Here is a 16,961-nt window from a genome sequence, read left to right on the forward strand (position 1 = left end):
TTCGACCACCTCGGCCGCAAGGACGCGGCCTCGTCAGGGAGGCACCCCTCATGAACGCAATGACGCGCCGCGTCGTCATAGGCGCCGCTGCGGTATCCATGGCCCTCGCGATGACCGCCTGCGGCAAGGCCGGTGGCGACAAGGGCAGCGACGGCGACAACAAGACGATCGGTCTGCTCCTGCCGGAGTCCAAGACCACGCGCTACGAGTCGTTCGACTACCCGCTGATCAAGGCGAAGGTCGAGGAGCTCTGCTCCGACTGCAAGATCGACTACAAGAACGCCGGCGAGAACGTCTCCACCCAGAAGCAGCAGTTCGATGACCTCGTCGCCTCCGGCGTCAAGGTCATCATCCTGGACTCGGTCGACTCGCACGCCACCAAGTCCTGGGTCGACGCCGCCGACGCCAAGGGCATCAAGGTCATCGCGTACGACCGTCTCGCCGAGGGCAAGGTCTCCGCGTACGTCTCCTTCGACAACGAGAAGATCGGCCGGCTGCAGGGCGAGGGCATCGTGGGCGCCCTGGGCGGCAAGGCCAAGGACTCCGATGTCGTCATGATCAACGGCAAGGAGTCCGACCCGAACGCCGCGCTGTTCAAGAAGGGTGCGCACTCGGTCCTGGACACGCAGGTCAAGAAGGTCGTCTACGAGCAGACCGGCGAGTGGGACCCGGCCGTCGCGGGCCAGAAGATGGGCACCGCCATCACCCAGCTCGGCAAGGACGGCTTCGACGCCGTCTACTCCGCCAACGACGGCATGGCCGGCGGCATCATCGCCGCCCTCGAGTCGGCCGGCGTCAAGGGCATACCGGTCGGCGGCCAGGACGCGGAACTCGCCGGTATCCAGCGGATCCTGAAGGGCACTCAGGCCTTCAGCATCTACAAGCCGTACAAGCCCGAGGCCGAGCTGACCGCCGAGGTCGCGGTCAAGCTGCTCAAGGGCGAGAAGATCGACTCCCTGGCCACCAAGAAGATCGACAGCCCCAGCACCAAGGGCATCCCGGCCGCGCTGATCGACGCCCAGGTCATCACCAAGAAGGACATCGCGAACACGGTCGTCAAGGACCAGCTCTACAAGGTGAGCGAGATCTGCACCCCCGAGTTCGCCAAGGCCTGCGCCGAGGCGGGCATCAAGTAGCGGACCCGCACCGGTGCACCCCGGCCCCTCTCCGGCCCCGCCGCCGGGGCCGGGTGCGCCATCGGTGACGTCATGGCGGCCACACGCCATCCCAGTCGGCGCTTCACGCGCCGGCCGGGCCGCGGCCCGTGCCCCGGCACCCGGCCACCCCTCATCACGCACGATCCACCGCACGATTTCATCCGGCCGTCCCGCGCACCGCACGCACGGGCACGAGCCGAGGGAGATGGTTCACATGTCCGCTGCGCCCGTACTGGCGTTGCGCGGCGTCTCCAAGCGCTTCGGCGCTGTACAGGCGCTCACCGACGTCGATCTGGAGGTCCACGCCGGCCAGGTGGTCGCCCTGGTCGGCGACAACGGTGCCGGTAAGTCGACGCTGGTCAAGACGATCGCCGGAGTCCACCCCGTCGACGACGGCGTCATCGAGTGGGACGGCCGCACCGTCTCCATCGGGCGCCCGCACGACGCCCAGGACCTCGGTATCGCCACCGTCTACCAGGACCTCGCGCTCTGCGACAACCTGGACGTCGTGGCCAACCTGTTCCTCGGCCGCGAACTCGGCCGGGCGAAGGTCCTCGACGAGGTGGCCATGGAGAAGCGCGCCAAGGAGCTCCTCGACACCCTGTCCATCCGCATCCCCAGCGTCCGCATCCCGATCGCCTCGCTCTCCGGCGGTCAGCGCCAGGTCGTGGCCATCGCCCGCGCCCTGGTCGGCGACCCCAAGCTGGTGATCCTCGACGAGCCCACCGCCGCCCTCGGCGTCGAGCAGACCGCACAGGTGCTCGACCTGGTCGAGCGGCTGCGTGAGCGCGGCCTCGCGGTGATCCTCATCAGTCACAACATGGCCGACGTCAAGGCCGTCGCCGACGAGGTGGCCGTGCTGCGCCTCGGGCGCAACAACGGGGTCTTCAGCGTCCAGGACACCACCCAGGAAGAGATCATCGCCGCGATCACCGGCGCCACGGACAACGCCGTGACCCGTCGCAAGGCGCGCACCGCGGAGGCAGCGAAGTGAGCGAGCTCGAAAAGACAGCGCAGACAGCGCAGGCAGAGCAGGCTGTGCGGAGCGAGACGGCCACGAAGCCCGGGACGGCTTCGAGTACCGACGAGGCCGGCATCCCGGCCGACGGCACGAACGGTTCCGCCGCCGCCCCGGGCGCCATCCCCGCCGTCGACCCGCGCCTGCTCGTGCGTGAGGAGGGCTTCGCCGGCTATCTGACCGAGTTCAAGCGCAAGATGCGCGGAGGTGAGCTCGGCGCCGTCCCCGTCGTATGCGGCCTCATCATCATCTGGGCGATCTTCGAGTTCACCACCGGGCGCTTCCTCGCCCCGGACAACCTCACCAACATCGCGCAGTACATCGTCGGCCCGGGTCTCATCTCCGTGGGCATCGTCTTCGTCCTGCTGCTCGGCGAGATCGACCTGTCCGTCGGCTCCGTCGCCGGTGTCACCGCCGCGATCTCCGCCGTCCTCGCCATCAAACAGGGTGTGAACGAGGGGCTGGCCGTGTTGCTCGGCCTCGCCGCCGCCGCCGCGATCGGCGCGCTGCACGGCTTCTTCTTCGCCAAGATCGGCGTGCCCGCGTTCGTGGTCACGCTGGCCGGCATGCTGGGCTGGCAGGGCCTGCAGCTGAAGGTCCTCGGCAACACCCTGAGCCTGAACAACCTCTCCGACGGTGTCGTGTACAACCTGAACAACTTCTACTTCGAGGACATCGCCTTCGCCTACGGCCTGGCGACGGTCGGGGTCGCAGGCTTCGCCCTCACCTCCCTGCGCGAGCGCTCCCGCCGCCGGGCCGTCGACTTGCCGCACCGCCCGCTCAGCGAGGTCGTGCTGCGCACCGCCGTCCTCGCCGTGCTCCTCTACACCGGAGCCTGGGTGCTCAACCAGTCGCGCGGGCTGCCCCTGGGCATCACGGTCTTCGTCGCGGTGATCGTCCTCGCCGGCTTCGTGCTCCGTCGTACGAACTACGGCCGGCAGATCTTCGCGGTCGGCGGCGGCATCGAGGCGGCCCGCCGGGCCGGCATCAACGTCGCCTGGATCCGGATCTCGGTGTTCACCATCTCCGGCTTCCTCGCCGGCCTCGGAGGCCTGTTCATCGCCTCGCAGTCCGGCGTCGCGGACAGCACCCTCGGCGGCGGCAACACCCTGCCGCTGGTCATCGCGGCCGCCGTCATCGGCGGCACCAGCCTCTTCGGCGGGCGGGGCACGCCCTGGTCGGCCCTGCTGGGCATCCTGGTGATCCAGTCGATCATCACGGGCCTGTACATGAACGGCAGCTCCAGCCAGTCCATGCAGTACATGATCACCGGCGCGGTGCTGCTCGGCGCCGTGGTCCTCGACTCGGTCTCCCGCCGCACGCAGAAGACCGCGGGCCGCGCGTAATCTTCCGCACACTGTGCCCGGCACCGGAACCGGTGCCGGGCACAGTGCGTGCTCCACGGTGTCACCCCCATGGGTGATGAGCACAACCCCCGCCCGATGAACGCGGCCGTGATCGGAACATTAGACTCGGCAGATCGGCAAGCTCGACCAGGCTCATACGCAAGGAGGCACGGGTGACATTGCTTACCCGTATCAAAGGACCGCGCGATCTGGACCGGCTGAGCCCGGAGCAGCTCGACCAGCTGGCTGCAGAGATCCGGACCTTTCTCGTGGACGCCGTCTCCAAGACCGGCGGCCACCTCGGCCCCAACCTCGGTGTGGTCGAGCTGACCATTGCCCTGCACCGTGTCTTCGACTCCCCGAAGGACAAGGTCCTCTTCGACACGGGCCACCAGGCCTACGTCCACAAGCTGCTCACCGGCCGCCAGGACTTCTCGAACCTGCGTGCCAAGGGCGGACTGTCCGGCTACCCCTCGCGAGCCGAGTCCGCGCACGACGTCATCGAGAACTCGCACGCCTCCACGGTCCTCGGCTGGGCCGACGGCCTCGCCAAGGCCAACGAGGTGCTGAAGAAGGACGACCACGTCGTCGCCGTCATCGGCGACGGAGCGCTCACCGGCGGCATGGCCTGGGAGGCGCTCAACAACATCGCCGACGCCAAGGACCGCCCCCTCGTCATCGTCGTCAACGACAACGAGCGCTCGTACGGCCCCACCATCGGCGGCCTCGCGAACCACCTGGCGACGCTGCGCACCACCGACGGCTACGAGCGCTTCCTCGCCCGCGGCAAGGAGATCCTGGAGCGCACCCCGGTCGTCGGCAAGCCGCTCTTCGAGACCCTGCACGGCGCCAAGAAGGGCCTCAAGGACTTCATCGCCCCGCAGGGCATGTTCGAGGACCTCGGCCTGAAGTACGTCGGGCCCATCGACGGCCACGACATCGAGGCCCTGGAGTCCGCGCTGACCCGCGCCAAGCGCTTCGGCGGCCCGGTCATCGTGCACTGCCTCACCGAGAAGGGCCGCGGCTACCAGCACGCGGAGCAGGACGAGGCCGACCGTTTCCACGGCATCGGGCCGATCCACCCGGACACCGGCCTGCCCGTCAAGACCGCCGCCGCGAGCTGGACCTCCGTCTTCGGCGACGAGATGGTCAAGCTCGGCAAGGACCGCAAGGACATCGTCGCGATCACGGCGGCGATGCTCCAGCCCGTCGGCCTGAAGAAGTTCGCCGAGACCTTCCCCGACCGGGTGTACGACGTCGGCATCGCCGAGCAGCACGCCGCGACCTCCGCCGCGGGCCTGGCCACCGGCGGGCTCCACCCCGTCTTCGCCGTCTACGCGACCTTCCTCAACCGCGCCTTCGACCAGGTCCTGATGGACGTGGCCCTGCACAAGTGCGGAGTCACCTTCGTCCTCGACCGGGCCGGTGTCACCGGCGACGACGGCGCCTCGCACAACGGCATGTGGGACATGTCGATCCTCCAGGTCGTCCCGACCCTGCGGATGGCCGCCCCGCGCGACGCCGAGCAGCTGCGCGCCCAGCTCCGCGAGGCCGTGGACGTCAAGGACGCCCCGACCGTCGTCCGCTACAGCAAGGGCGTCGTCGGCCCCGCCGTCCCGGCCGTCCGCCGCGTCGGCGGCATGGACGTCCTGCGGGAGCCCGGCACCGACCGGCCCGACGTCCTCCTCGTGTCCGTGGGCGCGCTCGCCCCCATGTGCCTGGAGATCGCGGACCTCCTCGACAAGCAGGGCATCTCCACCACCGTCGTCGACCCCCGCTGGGTCAAGCCCGTGGACGAGCAGCTCGCCCCGCTCGCCGACCAGCACCGCGTCGTCGTCACCGTCGAGGACAACAGCCGCGTCGGCGGCGTCGGCTCCGCCGTCTCCCAGGCGCTGCGCGACCAGGGCGTCGACGTACCGCTGCGCGACTTCGGCATCCCGCCGCGCTTCCTCGACCACGCCTCCCGCAAGGAGGTCATGGCCGAGATCGGGCTGACCGCCCCGGACATCGCCCGCCAGGTCACCGGACTGGTCTCCCGGCTCGACGGCCGCCTCGACGGCGACCCCGCCGAGGCACCCGAGCCCGCGCGCGACTGACGTAACCGCCTCCACGGCATTGGGCCGGTCGGACCACCCGCATGGGTGCCCGACCGGCCCTTTCGTGTGAATCGCGCTCCCTCGACGGGCACGTTGACCCACCCCTCTCGATCATGGGGCTAGGGCACCTTTGGGATCAGCCCGGCACGATCCGAAAGACAGGCCCTCAGAGGCCGATGGGTACGGAGGTACGCCGGTGAGTACGGGCCAGCAGTCACAGTCGTCCGGGTTGTTCCGGACCAAGACGGTCGAGCAGTCGATCCTGGACACCGAGGAGCCCGAGCACGCACTCAAGAAGACCCTCTCCGCCTGGGACCTGACGGTCTTCGGCGTCGGTGTCATCATCGGCACCGGCATCTTCGTGCTCACGGGCAAGGTGGCCAAGGAGACCGCGGGGCCTGCCACCGCGCTCGCCTTCGTCGCCGCCGGCGTCGTCTGCGCGCTGGCCGCGCTCTGCTACGCCGAGTTCGCCTCCACCGTCCCGGTCGCGGGGTCCGCGTACACGTTCTCGTACGCCTCTCTCGGCGAGCTGACCGCCTGGATCATCGGCTGGGACCTCGTCCTGGAATTCGCGCTCGGCACGGCGGTCGTCGCGGTCGGCTGGTCCGGCTACGTACGCTCCCTGATGGCCAATGTCGGCTGGGACATGCCCGCCGCGCTGTCCGGACCCGACGTGCCCGGCGGCACCTTCGACGTGCTGGCCTTCGTCCTCGTCCTGCTGCTGACCGTCGTCCTGGTCATCGGCGTGAAGCTGTCCGCCCGGATCACCGCGGTCGTCGTCGCCATCAAGGTGACCGTCGTCATGATCGTGATCATCGCGGGTCTCTTCTTCGTCAAGGGCGCCAACTACCAGCCCTTCATCCCGCCCGCGCGGCCCCAGGCGGCGGGCGGCGGCCTCGACGCCCCACTGGTGCAGGTGCTGTTCGGTTTCACGCCAACCGACTTCGGCGTCATGGGCATCTTCACCGCCGCCGGCGTCGTCTTCTTCGCCTTCATCGGCTTCGACGTCGTCGCCACCGCCGCCGAGGAGACCAAGCTCCCGCAGCGCGACATGCCCCGCGGCATCCTCGGCTCCCTCCTCATCTGCACCGTGCTCTACGTCGCCGTCTCCCTCGTCGTGACCGGTATGCAGCACTACAGCGAGCTGTCCGTGAGCGCCCCGCTCGCCGACGCGTTCAAAGCCGTCGGGCACCCCTTCTACGCGGGCGTGATCAGCTTCGGGGCCGCCGTCGGCCTCACGACCGTCTGCATGATCCTGCTGCTCGGCCAGACCCGGGTGTTCTTCGCGATGAGCCGCGACGGACTGCTGCCGCGCTTCTTCTCCATCACCCACCCGCGCTTCGGCACCCCGTACCGCCCGACCATCCTGCTCGGCGTGGTCATCGCCATCGTCGCGGGCTTCACCAGCATCAACGAGCTGGCGACCCTGGTGAACATCGGCACGCTCTTCGCGTTCGTCGTCGTCGCCCTCGGCGTCATCATCCTGCGCCGCACCCGCCCCGATCTGCACCGCGCCTTCCGCACCCCCTGGGTGCCGCTGATCCCGATCCTGTCGATCGCCGCGACGGTGTGGCTGATGCTCAACCTCCCGGCCGAGACCTGGATCCGCTTCGCCATCTGGATGGCGATCGGCGTCGTCGTGTACTTCCTGTACGGACGCTCGCACAGCCGTCTCCACCGCCGGTCCGACACATCCGCCTGACCAGTCCCCGTACGCCGTCCGTCTCCACAGGATCCGGTCCCCGTACGATCCGGGCCCCGCACATCGCGCTACGGCGGGATGTGCGGGGCTCCTACGTACGATCGTGCCCGTGCTCACCGGGAGGCCGGCGTACCATACGCGGCCCGGCGCATTCCGCCCCCAGCTCCTCGACCCGCTCGCGCAGCCCGCGGTCGGCCGTCACGACGACGCGGATACGGTCGGGCGCCGCCCGCACGAGCTCCACGATGTGGTCGTCGCCGCTGCCCGGAGCGGACTCGACCCGTACCTCCGGCAGCGACTCCACGCCCCGCGCCCGCCCCTCGACGACCAGCACGACCTCGGCCGGACCCGGGTGGCCGGGAATGCCTTCGCGGGCGAACGTGACGAGTCCGTCACGTAGCCGTAGGGTGGCGCCGAAGCGGTCGCGCCACCAGCCGTCAGGCACCGATCCGACGACGTTCGCGGCATCGACGATCAAGAGAATCCGCATGTCAGGAGGGTGTCATAGAGAGGGCTGCGGGCAAACGGATCGCGAGATTCGGCAAGTGTTATCGTCACGTAAATCAAGCGCTTGCATGGCGCTCGGGGAAGGTGGGCAACGGGCCATGGCATTGCGGTCTGCGCGGAGGTCGAAGCGTCGGACGGACGAGGCCGGGACGACCGGAAAGCGGCCGCGTCGCTCGGACCAGGTGACTCCCACGCTCCCCGCGGACCCCTCGCTGCCCCCCACCACCGGCTGGCTGCTGCGGGGCAAGGACGGCCGGCTCACCGCCTACGCGCCGACCGCCGAGGGCGTCCTGCGCTGGACGGAGCGGCTGCCGGGCGGGCCCGACTGGCAGGGACCCCAGTTCTTCCCCGTCCCCGGTCTGCGGCCCTACCTCGCCCTCGCGCAGGGGGCCGACGGCTATGTGCACCTCACCGGTATGTGCGCCGGCGAGCTGACGACGACGATGCAGTACCAGTCCGGGCGCCCCATGCGGCAGTGGCACCCGATGGGCACCCCGTATCCGACGGACAAGGAGCGGGCCGGGCGCATCGGCCTCCCCTCGGCGCTGGTCGACCCCCGGGGCGCCCTGCACGTGTTCATACGGAACGCCGACGGCGGCGTCACCCACCGCCCCCAGTCGCTGAACGGCCGCTGGGGCTCGTGGGCCGACCTCAAGGGCAACGACGTCCAGGGGCTGCCGAGCGCCCACCTCCTCGACACCGGTCTCACGGAGATCGTCGCCGCGACGCCGGACCGGGTCCTGCGCTGGGTCCACGACGCCCTCGGAGCGCCGTTCGAGCGCGCCGACGACATCGAGGCGTCCGTCGAGCCCGGCTCGCTGAGCGCCGAGCGCACCGGCCGTGAACGGCTGACGCACTACTGGCGCGAGGCCGGCACCGGCACCGTGCACGCCTGGCGCGAGGGGATGGCCGCGCCGGTCGCCCTGGGCGGCACCGGCGGCAAGGGGCCCATCGCGCTGCTGCGCACGCCGGTCGACGGCCACGACTGCACGATCATGGCGCAGCTCGGTCCGGACGGGCGCCCGGCGCTGGCCGCGTACCCGACCGAGGACGAGTCGGCGGGTGCGGACTGGACCCCGACGGGTGAGCCCTGCGTCGGCGCCCCGTCCCTCGCGCTCGACGCGACCGGGCGTGTGGTGCTGGCCGCAATGGCGGCGGACGGCACGCTGCGGGTGACCCGCCAGAAGGCCGAGTCGGGCCTGGCGATGGAGGCGTGGACGACGCTCTGACCCGGGGCCGGGTCGGCTCGGGCGGGTCCGTCGGCGTGGGCACCGGCTTCGGCACCGGCGCCCACGGGCCTAGGCCGTGTCTGACAAATCCCGCCTGGCGCCCTGCGGGCGGACGGCGGTATTTGTCAGACACGGCCTGGGACGGGCTCTTCTCTCCGCCCCGCCCCTGCCCACGACCGGGGCTGCGCCCCAGACCCCGTTGCGGGGGCTCCGCCCCCGGACCCCCGCGCCTGATGAGCTGAGGCGGCTGCGCTCGGGGGCGCGTAAGAAGGCCGCCCTCACCACTCCGAGAGGTCGGCCGCGTGATCCGCGCCGTGCCCGGACCCGCGGTCACACTGCGCGGCGACGGGCATCGCGACGTGCGGCGTTATGACGGCCAGGCGGTCATGGCGATATCGGCGAGTCGTTCCAGGTCGCTTCGGCCGGCGCCGTCGCAGGCCTGGGTGGACATGCCTTGCAGTGCGGCCGCGTAGAACATCGCGAGCGCGGCCGCGTCGACGGAGGCGGCCAGGTGTCCGGCGCGCTGGTCGGCAAGGATCTTCTCGCGGATGGCGTGTTTGCTCGCCTCGCGCAGGGTGCGCAGTTCGGCCTTGACGTCCTCGGCCGCCGGCGTGCAGTTCGTCGCGGCGGTGATGACCATGCAGCCGGGCGGGTGGCCGGGATCGGTGTATTCCTGTGCGGCTTCATGGAGCAGTCGGCGTACCGCGGCATGGGCCGTTTCCTCCTCCGCCAGGGCGCGGCCGCCGAACGCGCCGTAGGTCTGCCCGTAGTGCCGTACCGCTTCGGTGAAGAGCTTCCGCTTGTCCCCGAAGGCCCCGTACAGGCTGGGCGGATTGATGCCCATCGCCGAGGTCAGCGAGGCGATCGAGGTGGCCTCGTACCCGTACTGCCAGAACTCGGTCAGCGCCCGTTCCAGGGCGGCGTCGCGGTCGAAGCCCCTCGGGCGGCCTCCAGTCTTCGTCATGGACCCATTTTATAGCGTCCGCTAAGAAACCTGGTACGGTCAGATTCTTAGTGACCGCTACAAAACTCTTGAAGGGACTCCCATGCCTGAAATCACCCTGCCCGAGCCCGTCTTCGCCCGCAGCGTCCATGGCACGGGTCCCGGACTGTTGCTCGCCCACGGCGCCGGTGGAAGCATCGCGGCCAACTACGGACCGGTCCTCGACGGGCTCACCGTCGGCCGCACGGTCGTCGGTGTCGACTTCCCTGGCGCCGGCGGCACCCCGCGTTCGCTCACGCCCCTCGACCTGGACGAACTGGCCGACCAGCTTGTGGCCGCCGCGGTCGCCGAAGGCCTGGAGACCTTTGCGGTCGTCGGCTACTCCCTGGGCACCGCCGTCGCGATCCGTGCCGCCGCCCGCCACCCCGCGCGCGTCACGGCCCTGGTGCTGACCGCCCCGTTCGCCCGGTCCAGCGCACGCCTGCGCTTGAACGCCGAACACTGGCGGGACCTCCACGCCTCCGGCGCCCACGCGGCGCTGGCGCAGTTCCTCGTACCCCTGGCGCTCGGCGCCTCAGTACTGGAAGCAGTCCCAGGCGATGATCTCGACGCCCTGGTGCAGGCCACCGCCCAGACCCTCCCGTCGGGATCTGCCGAACACGCCGACCTCGTCGCCCGCGTCGAGGTCCGCGAGGACCTCCCCCTCGTCACCGTGCCGACCCTGGTGATCTCCACGGCCGAAGACCTCCTGGTCACACCCGATCTGCACCGCGAAGTGGCCGACGCCCTCCCCGGCGCCGAACTCGTCGAGATTCCGACCGGCCACCTGCCGTTCGCCGAACGCCCCGACGAATGGCTCAAGCTCATCACCACGTTCCTGGACCACCTGGCACGCTGATCCGGCCCTGTGGCGGACTCGCGGGAGTGCGGTGCCTGCCCCCGGCACGCGGAACGGGCCGTACGGGATCTCTCCCGTACGGCCCGTTCGCCGTGCTGCAAGCCTTACGCCGGGACGCTCGCCACGCCCTGCGCCAGGAACTTCTTCCCGTTCACGCGCTCGCTCACGCCCTCGCGGTCCAGGTACGGCGTGATGCCGCCCAGGTGGAAGGGCCAGCCCGCGCCCGTGATCAGGCAGAGGTCGATGTCCTGCGCCTCGGCGACGACACCCTCCTCCAGCATCAGACCGATCTCCTGCGCCACCGCGTCCAGGACGCGGGCGCGGACCTGCTCCTCCGTCAGGACGGAGTCGCCCTGGACCAGGAGCGCGGCAACCTCGGGGTCCAGCTCCGGCTTGCCGGAGTCGTAGACGTAGAAGCCGCGCTTGCCGGCCTCGACGACCGCCTTCAGGTTGGGGGAGACCGTGAAGCGCTCCGGGAAGGCGCGGTTCAGGGTCTCGGAGACGTGCAGACCGATGGCCGGTCCGACCAGCTCCAGCAGCACCAGCGGGGACATCGGCAGGCCGAGCGGCTCGATCGCCTTCTCGGCGGTGACGACCGGGGTGCCCTCGTCGATGACGTTCTGGATCTCGCCCATGAAGCGGGTCAGGATGCGGTTCACGACGAACGCCGGGGCGTCCTTGGTGAGGACCGCGGTCTTCTTCAGCTTCTTCGCGACACCGAACGCGGTGGCGAGCGAGGCGTCGTCCGTCTGCTCACCGCGGACGATCTCCAGGAGCGGGAGGATCGCGACCGGGTTGAAGAAGTGGAAGCCGACCACGCGCTCCGGGTGCTGGAGCTTCGACGCCATCTCGCTGACCGACAGCGAGGAGGTGTTGGTGGCGAGGATCGCGTGCGCCGGGGCGACGGCCTCGACCTCCGCGAACACCTTCTGCTTGACGGACATCTCCTCGAACACGGCCTCGATGATGAAGTCCGCGTCCGCGAAGCCCTCGGCCTTGTCCAGGACACCGGTCACCAGGGCCTTGAGGCGGTTGGCCTTGTCCTGGTTGATCCGGCCCTTGCCCAGCAGCTTCTCGATCTCGGCGTGGACGTAGCCCACACCCTTGTCGACGCGCTCCTGGTCGATGTCCGTGAGGACGACCGGAACCTCCAGGCGCCGCAGGAACAGCAGCGCCAGCTGCGAGGCCATCAGACCGGCGCCGACGACACCGACCTTGGTGACCGGGCGGGCCAGGTTCTTGTCCGGGGCACCGGCGGGACGCTTGGCGCGCTTCTGCACCAGGTTGAACGCGTAGATGCCGGAGCGCAGTTCGCCGCCCATGATGAGGTCGGCGAGCGCGACGTCCTCGGCGTCGAAGCCCTTCTGGAGGTCGCCGTCCTTGGCCGCCGCGATGATGTCGAGGGCGCGGTACGCGGCCGGGGCCGCGCCGTGCACCTTGGAGTCGGCGATGAACCGGCCGCGCGCGACAGCCTGGTCCCAGGCCTCACCGCGGTCGATCTCGGCGCGCTCGACGACGGTCTCGCCCTTGAGGACGGACGCCGTCCAGATCAGCGACTGCTCCAGGAAGTCGGCGCCCTCGAAGATCGCGTCGGCGATGCCGAGCTCGAAGACCTGCGCGCCCTTGAGCTGCTTGTTCTGGTTGAGCGAGTTCTCGATGATGACCGAGACGGCCTTGTCCGCACCGATCAGGTTCGGCAGGATCGCGCAGCCGCCCCAGCCCGGGACCAGCCCGAGGAAGACCTCGGGGAGCGAGAAGGCCGGAAGGGCCTTCGACACGGTCCGGTACGAGCAGTGCAGCCCGACCTCGACGCCGCCGCCCATCGCCGCGCCGTTGTAGTACGCGAAGGTGGGGACGGCCAGCGCGGACAGACGCTTGAAGACGTCGTGGCCGCCCTTGCCGATGGCCAGGGCCTCGTCGTGCTTCTTCAGCAGCTCGACGCCCTTGAGGTCGGCGCCGACCGCGAAGATGAACGGCTTGCCGGTCAGGCCCGCGCCGACGATGGTGCCGGCCGTGGCCTCCTGCTCGACCTGGTCGATCGCCGCGTTCAGGTTGGCGAGGGACTGCGGGCCGAAGGTGGTCGGCTTGGTGTGGTCGAAGCCGTTGTCCAGCGTGATCAGCGCGAAGCGCCCGGCGCCCAACGGCAGGTCGAGGTGGCGGACGTGCGCCTGGGTGACGACCTCGTCGGGGAACAGCTCGGCCGCGCCCTTCAGGAGCTCTGCGGTGGTGCTCACTTGGAGTCTCCCTTGGTGTCGAAGTGCGGGTTCTCCCAGACGACCGTGGCGCCCATGCCGAAGCCGACGCACATGGTGGTCAGGCCGTAGCGGACGTGCGGCTGCTCCTCGAACTGGCGGGCCAGCTGGGTCATCAGGCGGACGCCGGAGGAGGCCAGCGGGTGACCGAAGGCGATGGCGCCGCCGTACTGGTTGACGCGGGCGTCGTCGTCGGCGATGCCGTAGTGCTCCAGGAACGCGAGGACCTGGACGGCGAACGCCTCGTTGATCTCGAACAGGCCGATGTCCTCGATGGACAGACCCGCCTGGGCGAGGGCCTTCTCGGTGGCCGGGATCGGGCCGTAGCCCATGACCTCGGGCTCGACGCCGGCGAAGGCGTAGGAGACCAGGCGCATCTTGACCGGGAGGTTGTTCTCGCGGGCGAAGTCCTCGGAGGCGATGAGCGAGGCGGTGGCGCCGTCGTTCAGGCCCGCGGCGTTACCGGCGGTGACGCGGCCGTGGACGCGGAACGGCGTCTTCAGACCGGAGAGGTTCTCCAGGGTCGTACCCGGGCGCATCGGCTCGTCGGCGGTGACCAGGCCCCAGCCCGTCTCGCCGGCGTCGGCGTTGGTGCGGCGGACGGAGATCGGCACCAGGTCCTGCTGGATCTTGCCGTCGGCGTACGCCTTGGCGGCCTTCTCCTGCGAGCGCACGGCGTACTCGTCGGCGCGCTGCTTGGTGATGGTCGGGTAGCGGTCGTGCAGGTTCTCGGCGGTCATGCCCATGAAGAGGGCGGACTCGTCGACGAGCTTCTCCGACACGAAGCGCGGGTTCGGGTCGACGCCCTCGCCCATCGGGTGGCGGCCCATGTGCTCGACGCCACCGGCCACGGCGATGTCGTACGCCCCGAAGGCGACGCTGCCGGCGACCGAGGTCACGGCGGTCAGCGCACCGGCGCACATGCGGTCGATGGAGTACCCGGGGACGGACTGCGGCAGGCCCGCGAGGATGCCGGCGGTCCGGCCGATGGTCAGACCCTGGTCGCCGATCTGCGTCGTGGCGGCGATGGCGACCTCGTCGATCTTCGCCGGGTCGAGGCCGGGGTTGCGGCGCAGCAGCTCCCGGATCGCCTTCACGACGAGATCGTCGGCGCGGGTCTCGTGGTAGATGCCCTTCGGGCCCGCCTTGCCGAACGGGGTGCGGACGCCGTCGACGAAGACGACGTCCCTGACGGTACGAGGCACGATGGCTCTCCTCCAGGGTGCGGGATGGCACTGCTGCGGGCGCACGGCTAAGCGCGCGCTTGCTTCCCTCATGCTACTTGTGGGTAACCATGTTGCCCAGTCCCTGGGGTGGTAGCGGCGAACGTCACACGGGCGGGGCGCCTGCGGCGGGGTTGTTCCCCTACCCGCCCCTTCCCGTAGTGTCGAATTGCGGCTCCGCCGCGTGGGGGACAGCACGGGCTCATTCTGAGCCCCTCCGGCGTTTGAGGAGCGGGAGTCCGGGGGCGGAGCCCCGCAAACGGGGGCTGGGGCAGAGCCCCAGTTCCGGGAAGGGCCGGTAGGGGAAAGAAGCCCCCCGCAGGCGCCCTCGCGCCCACCCGCCCACGCGCAACGCCCCCGGACCGTGCCGGGGGCGTTCGGAAGCGTCAGGCCGTCGCGGTGAGGGCCCGGGTCAGCAGGGGGGTCACCTGCTCGATCTGCCAGGCGCGGGCGCCCAGCGCCGCCAGGGCGGCCGCGACCGCCTCGGAGGTCCCCTCCTTCGGCGGCTCCCAGCACACACGCCGCACCGTGTCCGGAGTGATCAGGTTCTCCTGCGGGAGGTTCAACCGCTCCGCGAGCTCCGAGACCGAGGCGCGGGCCGCCGACAGCCGGGCCGCCGCCGCCGGGTCCTTGTCCGCCCAGGAGCGGGGCGGCGGCGGTCCCGCCACCGGCTGCCCCGGCTGCGGCAGCTCCGCGTCCGGGAGCGCCCGCGCCCGGTCCACGGCCGCCTGCCACTGCTCCAGCTGTCGCCGCCCCATCCGGTGCCCGAACCCGGGCAGCGCGGTCAGCGCGTGCACGTTCACCGGAAGCGCCAGCGCCGCCTCGACGATCGCCGCGTCGCCGAGCACCTTTCCGGGCGACACGTCCCGCCGCTGCGCCACGCCGTCGCGCGCGGTCCACAGCTCCCGGACGACCGCCATCTGCCGCCGCCGCCGCACCTTGTGCATGCCCGACGTACGCCGCCACGGATCCTTGCGCGGCGGCGCGGGCGGGGCGGACGCGATCGCGTCGAACTCCTGCCGCGCCCACTCCAGCTTCCCCTGCCGGTCCAGCTCCTTCTCCAGCGCGTCCCGCAGGTCGACGAGCAGCTCCACGTCCAGCGCCGCGTACCGCAGCCACGGCTCCGGCAGGGGCCGGGTCGACCAGTCCACCGCCGAGTGGCCCTTCTCCAGCGCGTAGCCGAGGACCGACTCGACCATCGCGCCCAGACCCACCCGGGGGAATCCCGCGAGGCGCCCGGCCAGCTCGGTGTCGAACAGCGCGCTCGGCACCATGCCTATTTCGCGCAGGCAGGGCAGGTCCTGGGTGGCCGCGTGCAGGATCCACTCGGTGCCGGCGAGTACCTCGCCGAGCCCGGACAGATCGGGGCAGCCGACGGGGTCGATCAGCGCGGTGCCCGCGCCCTCGCGGCGCAGCTGTACGAGATACGCCCGCTGCCCGTACCGGTAGCCGGAGGCCCGCTCGGCGTCCACGGCCACGGGGCCGCTGCCGGCGGCGAAGGCGGCCAGCACCGAGGCGAGGGCCTCAGGGGTGGATACCACCGGAGGAATGCCCTCGCGCGGCTCCAGCAAGGGGATCGGCGCCGGTTCGACGTCGTCCGGGGGGCCGCCCCCGGGGGTTCGCAGGTCTGGCTCGGCTGCGGTCTCTTGGGCGTCGGTCACCTGTCAAGGGTATCTGTGAACGGAAGGCACCTGTCGACGGAACGTTCCGTCGACAGGTGCGTACCTCGTGCGAAGCGGTCAGTGGATGATTCCGGTACGCAGTGCCACCGCGACCATCCCGGCCCGGTCGCCCGTGCCGAGCTTGCGCGCGATCCGGGCGAGGTGGCTCTTCACGGTCAGCGCGGACAGGCCCATCGAGACCCCGATCGCCTTGTTCGACTGGCCCTCGGCGACGAGCCTGAGCACCTCCACCTCGCGGCCGGAGAGCTCGCGGTAGCCGCCCGGATGGCTCGGGGCGCCGGGGGGACGGCGGTGCATCCGGGCGGCTGCCGAGCCGATGGGGGCGGCGCCGGGGCGGGTGGGGTGGCCGAGGTTCGTGCGCGTACCGGTGACGACATAGCCCTTGACCCCGCCCGCCAGCGCGTTGCGGACCGCGCCGATGTCGTCGGCCGCGGAGAGGGCGAGACCGTTGGGCCATCCCGCCGCGCGGGTCTCGGACAGCAGGGTCAGCCCGGAACCGTCGGGCAGGTGGACGTCGGCCACGCAGATGTCGCGCGGGTTGCCGACGCGGGGGCGGGCCTCCGCGATGGACGACGCCTCGATGACGTCACGTACTCCGAGGGCCCACAGGTGGCGGGTGACGGTGGAGCGGACGCGCGGGTCGGCCACGACGACCATGGCCGTCGGCTTGTTCGGGCGGTAGGCGACCAGGCTTGCGGGCTGCTCGAGAAGAACGGACACCAGGCCTCCTGAGAAGGATGCGGGACGGAGCCGGCTCGGGGATGAAGCCGGGGCGAACCGTGCTTGAAGGGTCACCACCTCTTCGGCAGCAAACCCGCCCGCCTTTAGAGAAAGATCACGATTTGGTGAGTAACATTTCCGGCAATTCGGACGCGTGATCGATCATCTTATGAGTGCGCCCGTCTGAA

Annotated in this window: 13 protein-coding genes; 7 read left to right on the forward strand and 6 right to left on the reverse strand. The window is 70.6% G+C overall.

Going from position 1 to position 16,961, the window contains the following annotated elements:
* Positions 1-50 precede the first annotated feature (50 nt).
* From ABT342_RS15205 to ABT342_RS15225, 5 genes are all read left to right on the forward strand, one after another.
* Complete coding sequence (locus ABT342_RS15205; protein WP_351572615.1) at positions 51-1,136, forward strand: substrate-binding domain-containing protein; 1,086 nt, start codon at positions 51-53, stop codon at positions 1,134-1,136.
* A gap of 226 nt (positions 1,137-1,362) precedes the next feature.
* Entirely contained in the window at positions 1,363-2,151 is a 789-nt protein-coding gene (locus ABT342_RS15210; RefSeq protein WP_351572618.1) for an ATP-binding cassette domain-containing protein, read from the forward strand.
* 101 nt (positions 2,152-2,252) lie between these two features.
* Entirely contained in the window at positions 2,253-3,521 is a 1,269-nt protein-coding gene (locus ABT342_RS15215; protein WP_351572826.1) for a sugar ABC transporter permease, read from the forward strand.
* Positions 3,522-3,694: 173 nt separating this feature from the next.
* The gene (gene dxs, locus ABT342_RS15220; RefSeq protein ID WP_351572621.1) at positions 3,695-5,617 is read left to right on the forward strand and encodes a 1-deoxy-D-xylulose-5-phosphate synthase; all 1,923 of its coding nucleotides are present in this window, start codon (positions 3,695-3,697) and stop codon (positions 5,615-5,617) included.
* A 196-nt stretch (positions 5,618-5,813) separates the two neighbouring features.
* On the forward strand, positions 5,814-7,319 hold the full coding sequence (locus tag ABT342_RS15225; RefSeq protein WP_351572623.1) for an amino acid permease: 1,506 nt from the start codon (positions 5,814-5,816) through the stop codon (positions 7,317-7,319).
* A 91-nt stretch (positions 7,320-7,410) separates the two neighbouring features.
* On the opposite strand, the gene ABT342_RS15230 is transcribed toward ABT342_RS15225, so the two are convergent.
* On the reverse strand, positions 7,411-7,809 hold the full coding sequence (locus ABT342_RS15230) for a PIN domain-containing protein (protein ID WP_351572625.1): 399 nt from the start codon (positions 7,807-7,809) through the stop codon (positions 7,411-7,413).
* A 115-nt stretch (positions 7,810-7,924) separates the two neighbouring features.
* Here ABT342_RS15230 and ABT342_RS15235 point away from each other — a divergent pair, with 115 nt between their 5' ends.
* Positions 7,925-9,055, forward strand: coding sequence for a PLL family lectin (locus tag ABT342_RS15235; RefSeq protein ID WP_351572628.1), 1,131 nt, complete (start codon positions 7,925-7,927; stop codon positions 9,053-9,055).
* 367 nt (positions 9,056-9,422) lie between these two features.
* Here ABT342_RS15235 and ABT342_RS15240 read toward each other — a convergent pair whose 3' ends face one another.
* On the reverse strand, positions 9,423-10,019 hold the full coding sequence (locus ABT342_RS15240) for a TetR/AcrR family transcriptional regulator (RefSeq protein WP_351572631.1): 597 nt from the start codon (positions 10,017-10,019) through the stop codon (positions 9,423-9,425).
* Between the two features lie 82 nt (positions 10,020-10,101).
* On the opposite strand from ABT342_RS15240, the gene ABT342_RS15245 reads away from it, so the two are divergent.
* A complete protein-coding gene (locus ABT342_RS15245) occupies positions 10,102-10,896 on the forward strand; it encodes an alpha/beta fold hydrolase (RefSeq protein WP_351572633.1) in 795 nt (264 codons plus the stop codon).
* A gap of 104 nt (positions 10,897-11,000) precedes the next feature.
* Here the strand turns inward: ABT342_RS15245 and ABT342_RS15250 are convergent, their stop codons facing one another.
* The 4 genes from ABT342_RS15250 to ABT342_RS15265 all read right to left on the reverse strand — a co-directional run bounded on the left by ABT342_RS15250 (position 11,001) and on the right by ABT342_RS15265 (position 16,773).
* The gene (locus tag ABT342_RS15250) at positions 11,001-13,130 is read right to left on the reverse strand and encodes a 3-hydroxyacyl-CoA dehydrogenase NAD-binding domain-containing protein (RefSeq protein ID WP_351572636.1); all 2,130 of its coding nucleotides are present in this window, start codon (positions 13,128-13,130) and stop codon (positions 11,001-11,003) included.
* Positions 13,127-14,353, reverse strand: a complete 1,227-nt coding sequence (locus tag ABT342_RS15255) for a thiolase family protein (protein ID WP_351572639.1) — start codon at positions 14,351-14,353, stop codon at positions 13,127-13,129. The genes ABT342_RS15250 and ABT342_RS15255 overlap by 4 nt, the downstream gene beginning before the upstream one ends.
* Positions 14,354-14,757: 404 nt before the next feature.
* Entirely contained in the window at positions 14,758-16,032 is a 1,275-nt protein-coding gene (locus ABT342_RS15260; protein ID WP_351572642.1) for an HRDC domain-containing protein, read from the reverse strand.
* Between the two features lie 78 nt (positions 16,033-16,110).
* Positions 16,111-16,773 carry a LuxR C-terminal-related transcriptional regulator gene (locus tag ABT342_RS15265; protein WP_351572645.1) on the reverse strand — a complete coding sequence of 221 codons (663 nt, stop codon included), beginning with the start codon at positions 16,771-16,773 and terminating at the stop codon, positions 16,111-16,113.
* Positions 16,774-16,961 lie beyond the last annotated feature (188 nt).

The sequence above is a fragment of the Streptomyces sp. NPDC000410 genome, from assembly GCF_040300305.1.
Classification (GTDB): Bacteria; Actinomycetota; Actinomycetes; order Streptomycetales; family Streptomycetaceae; genus Streptomyces.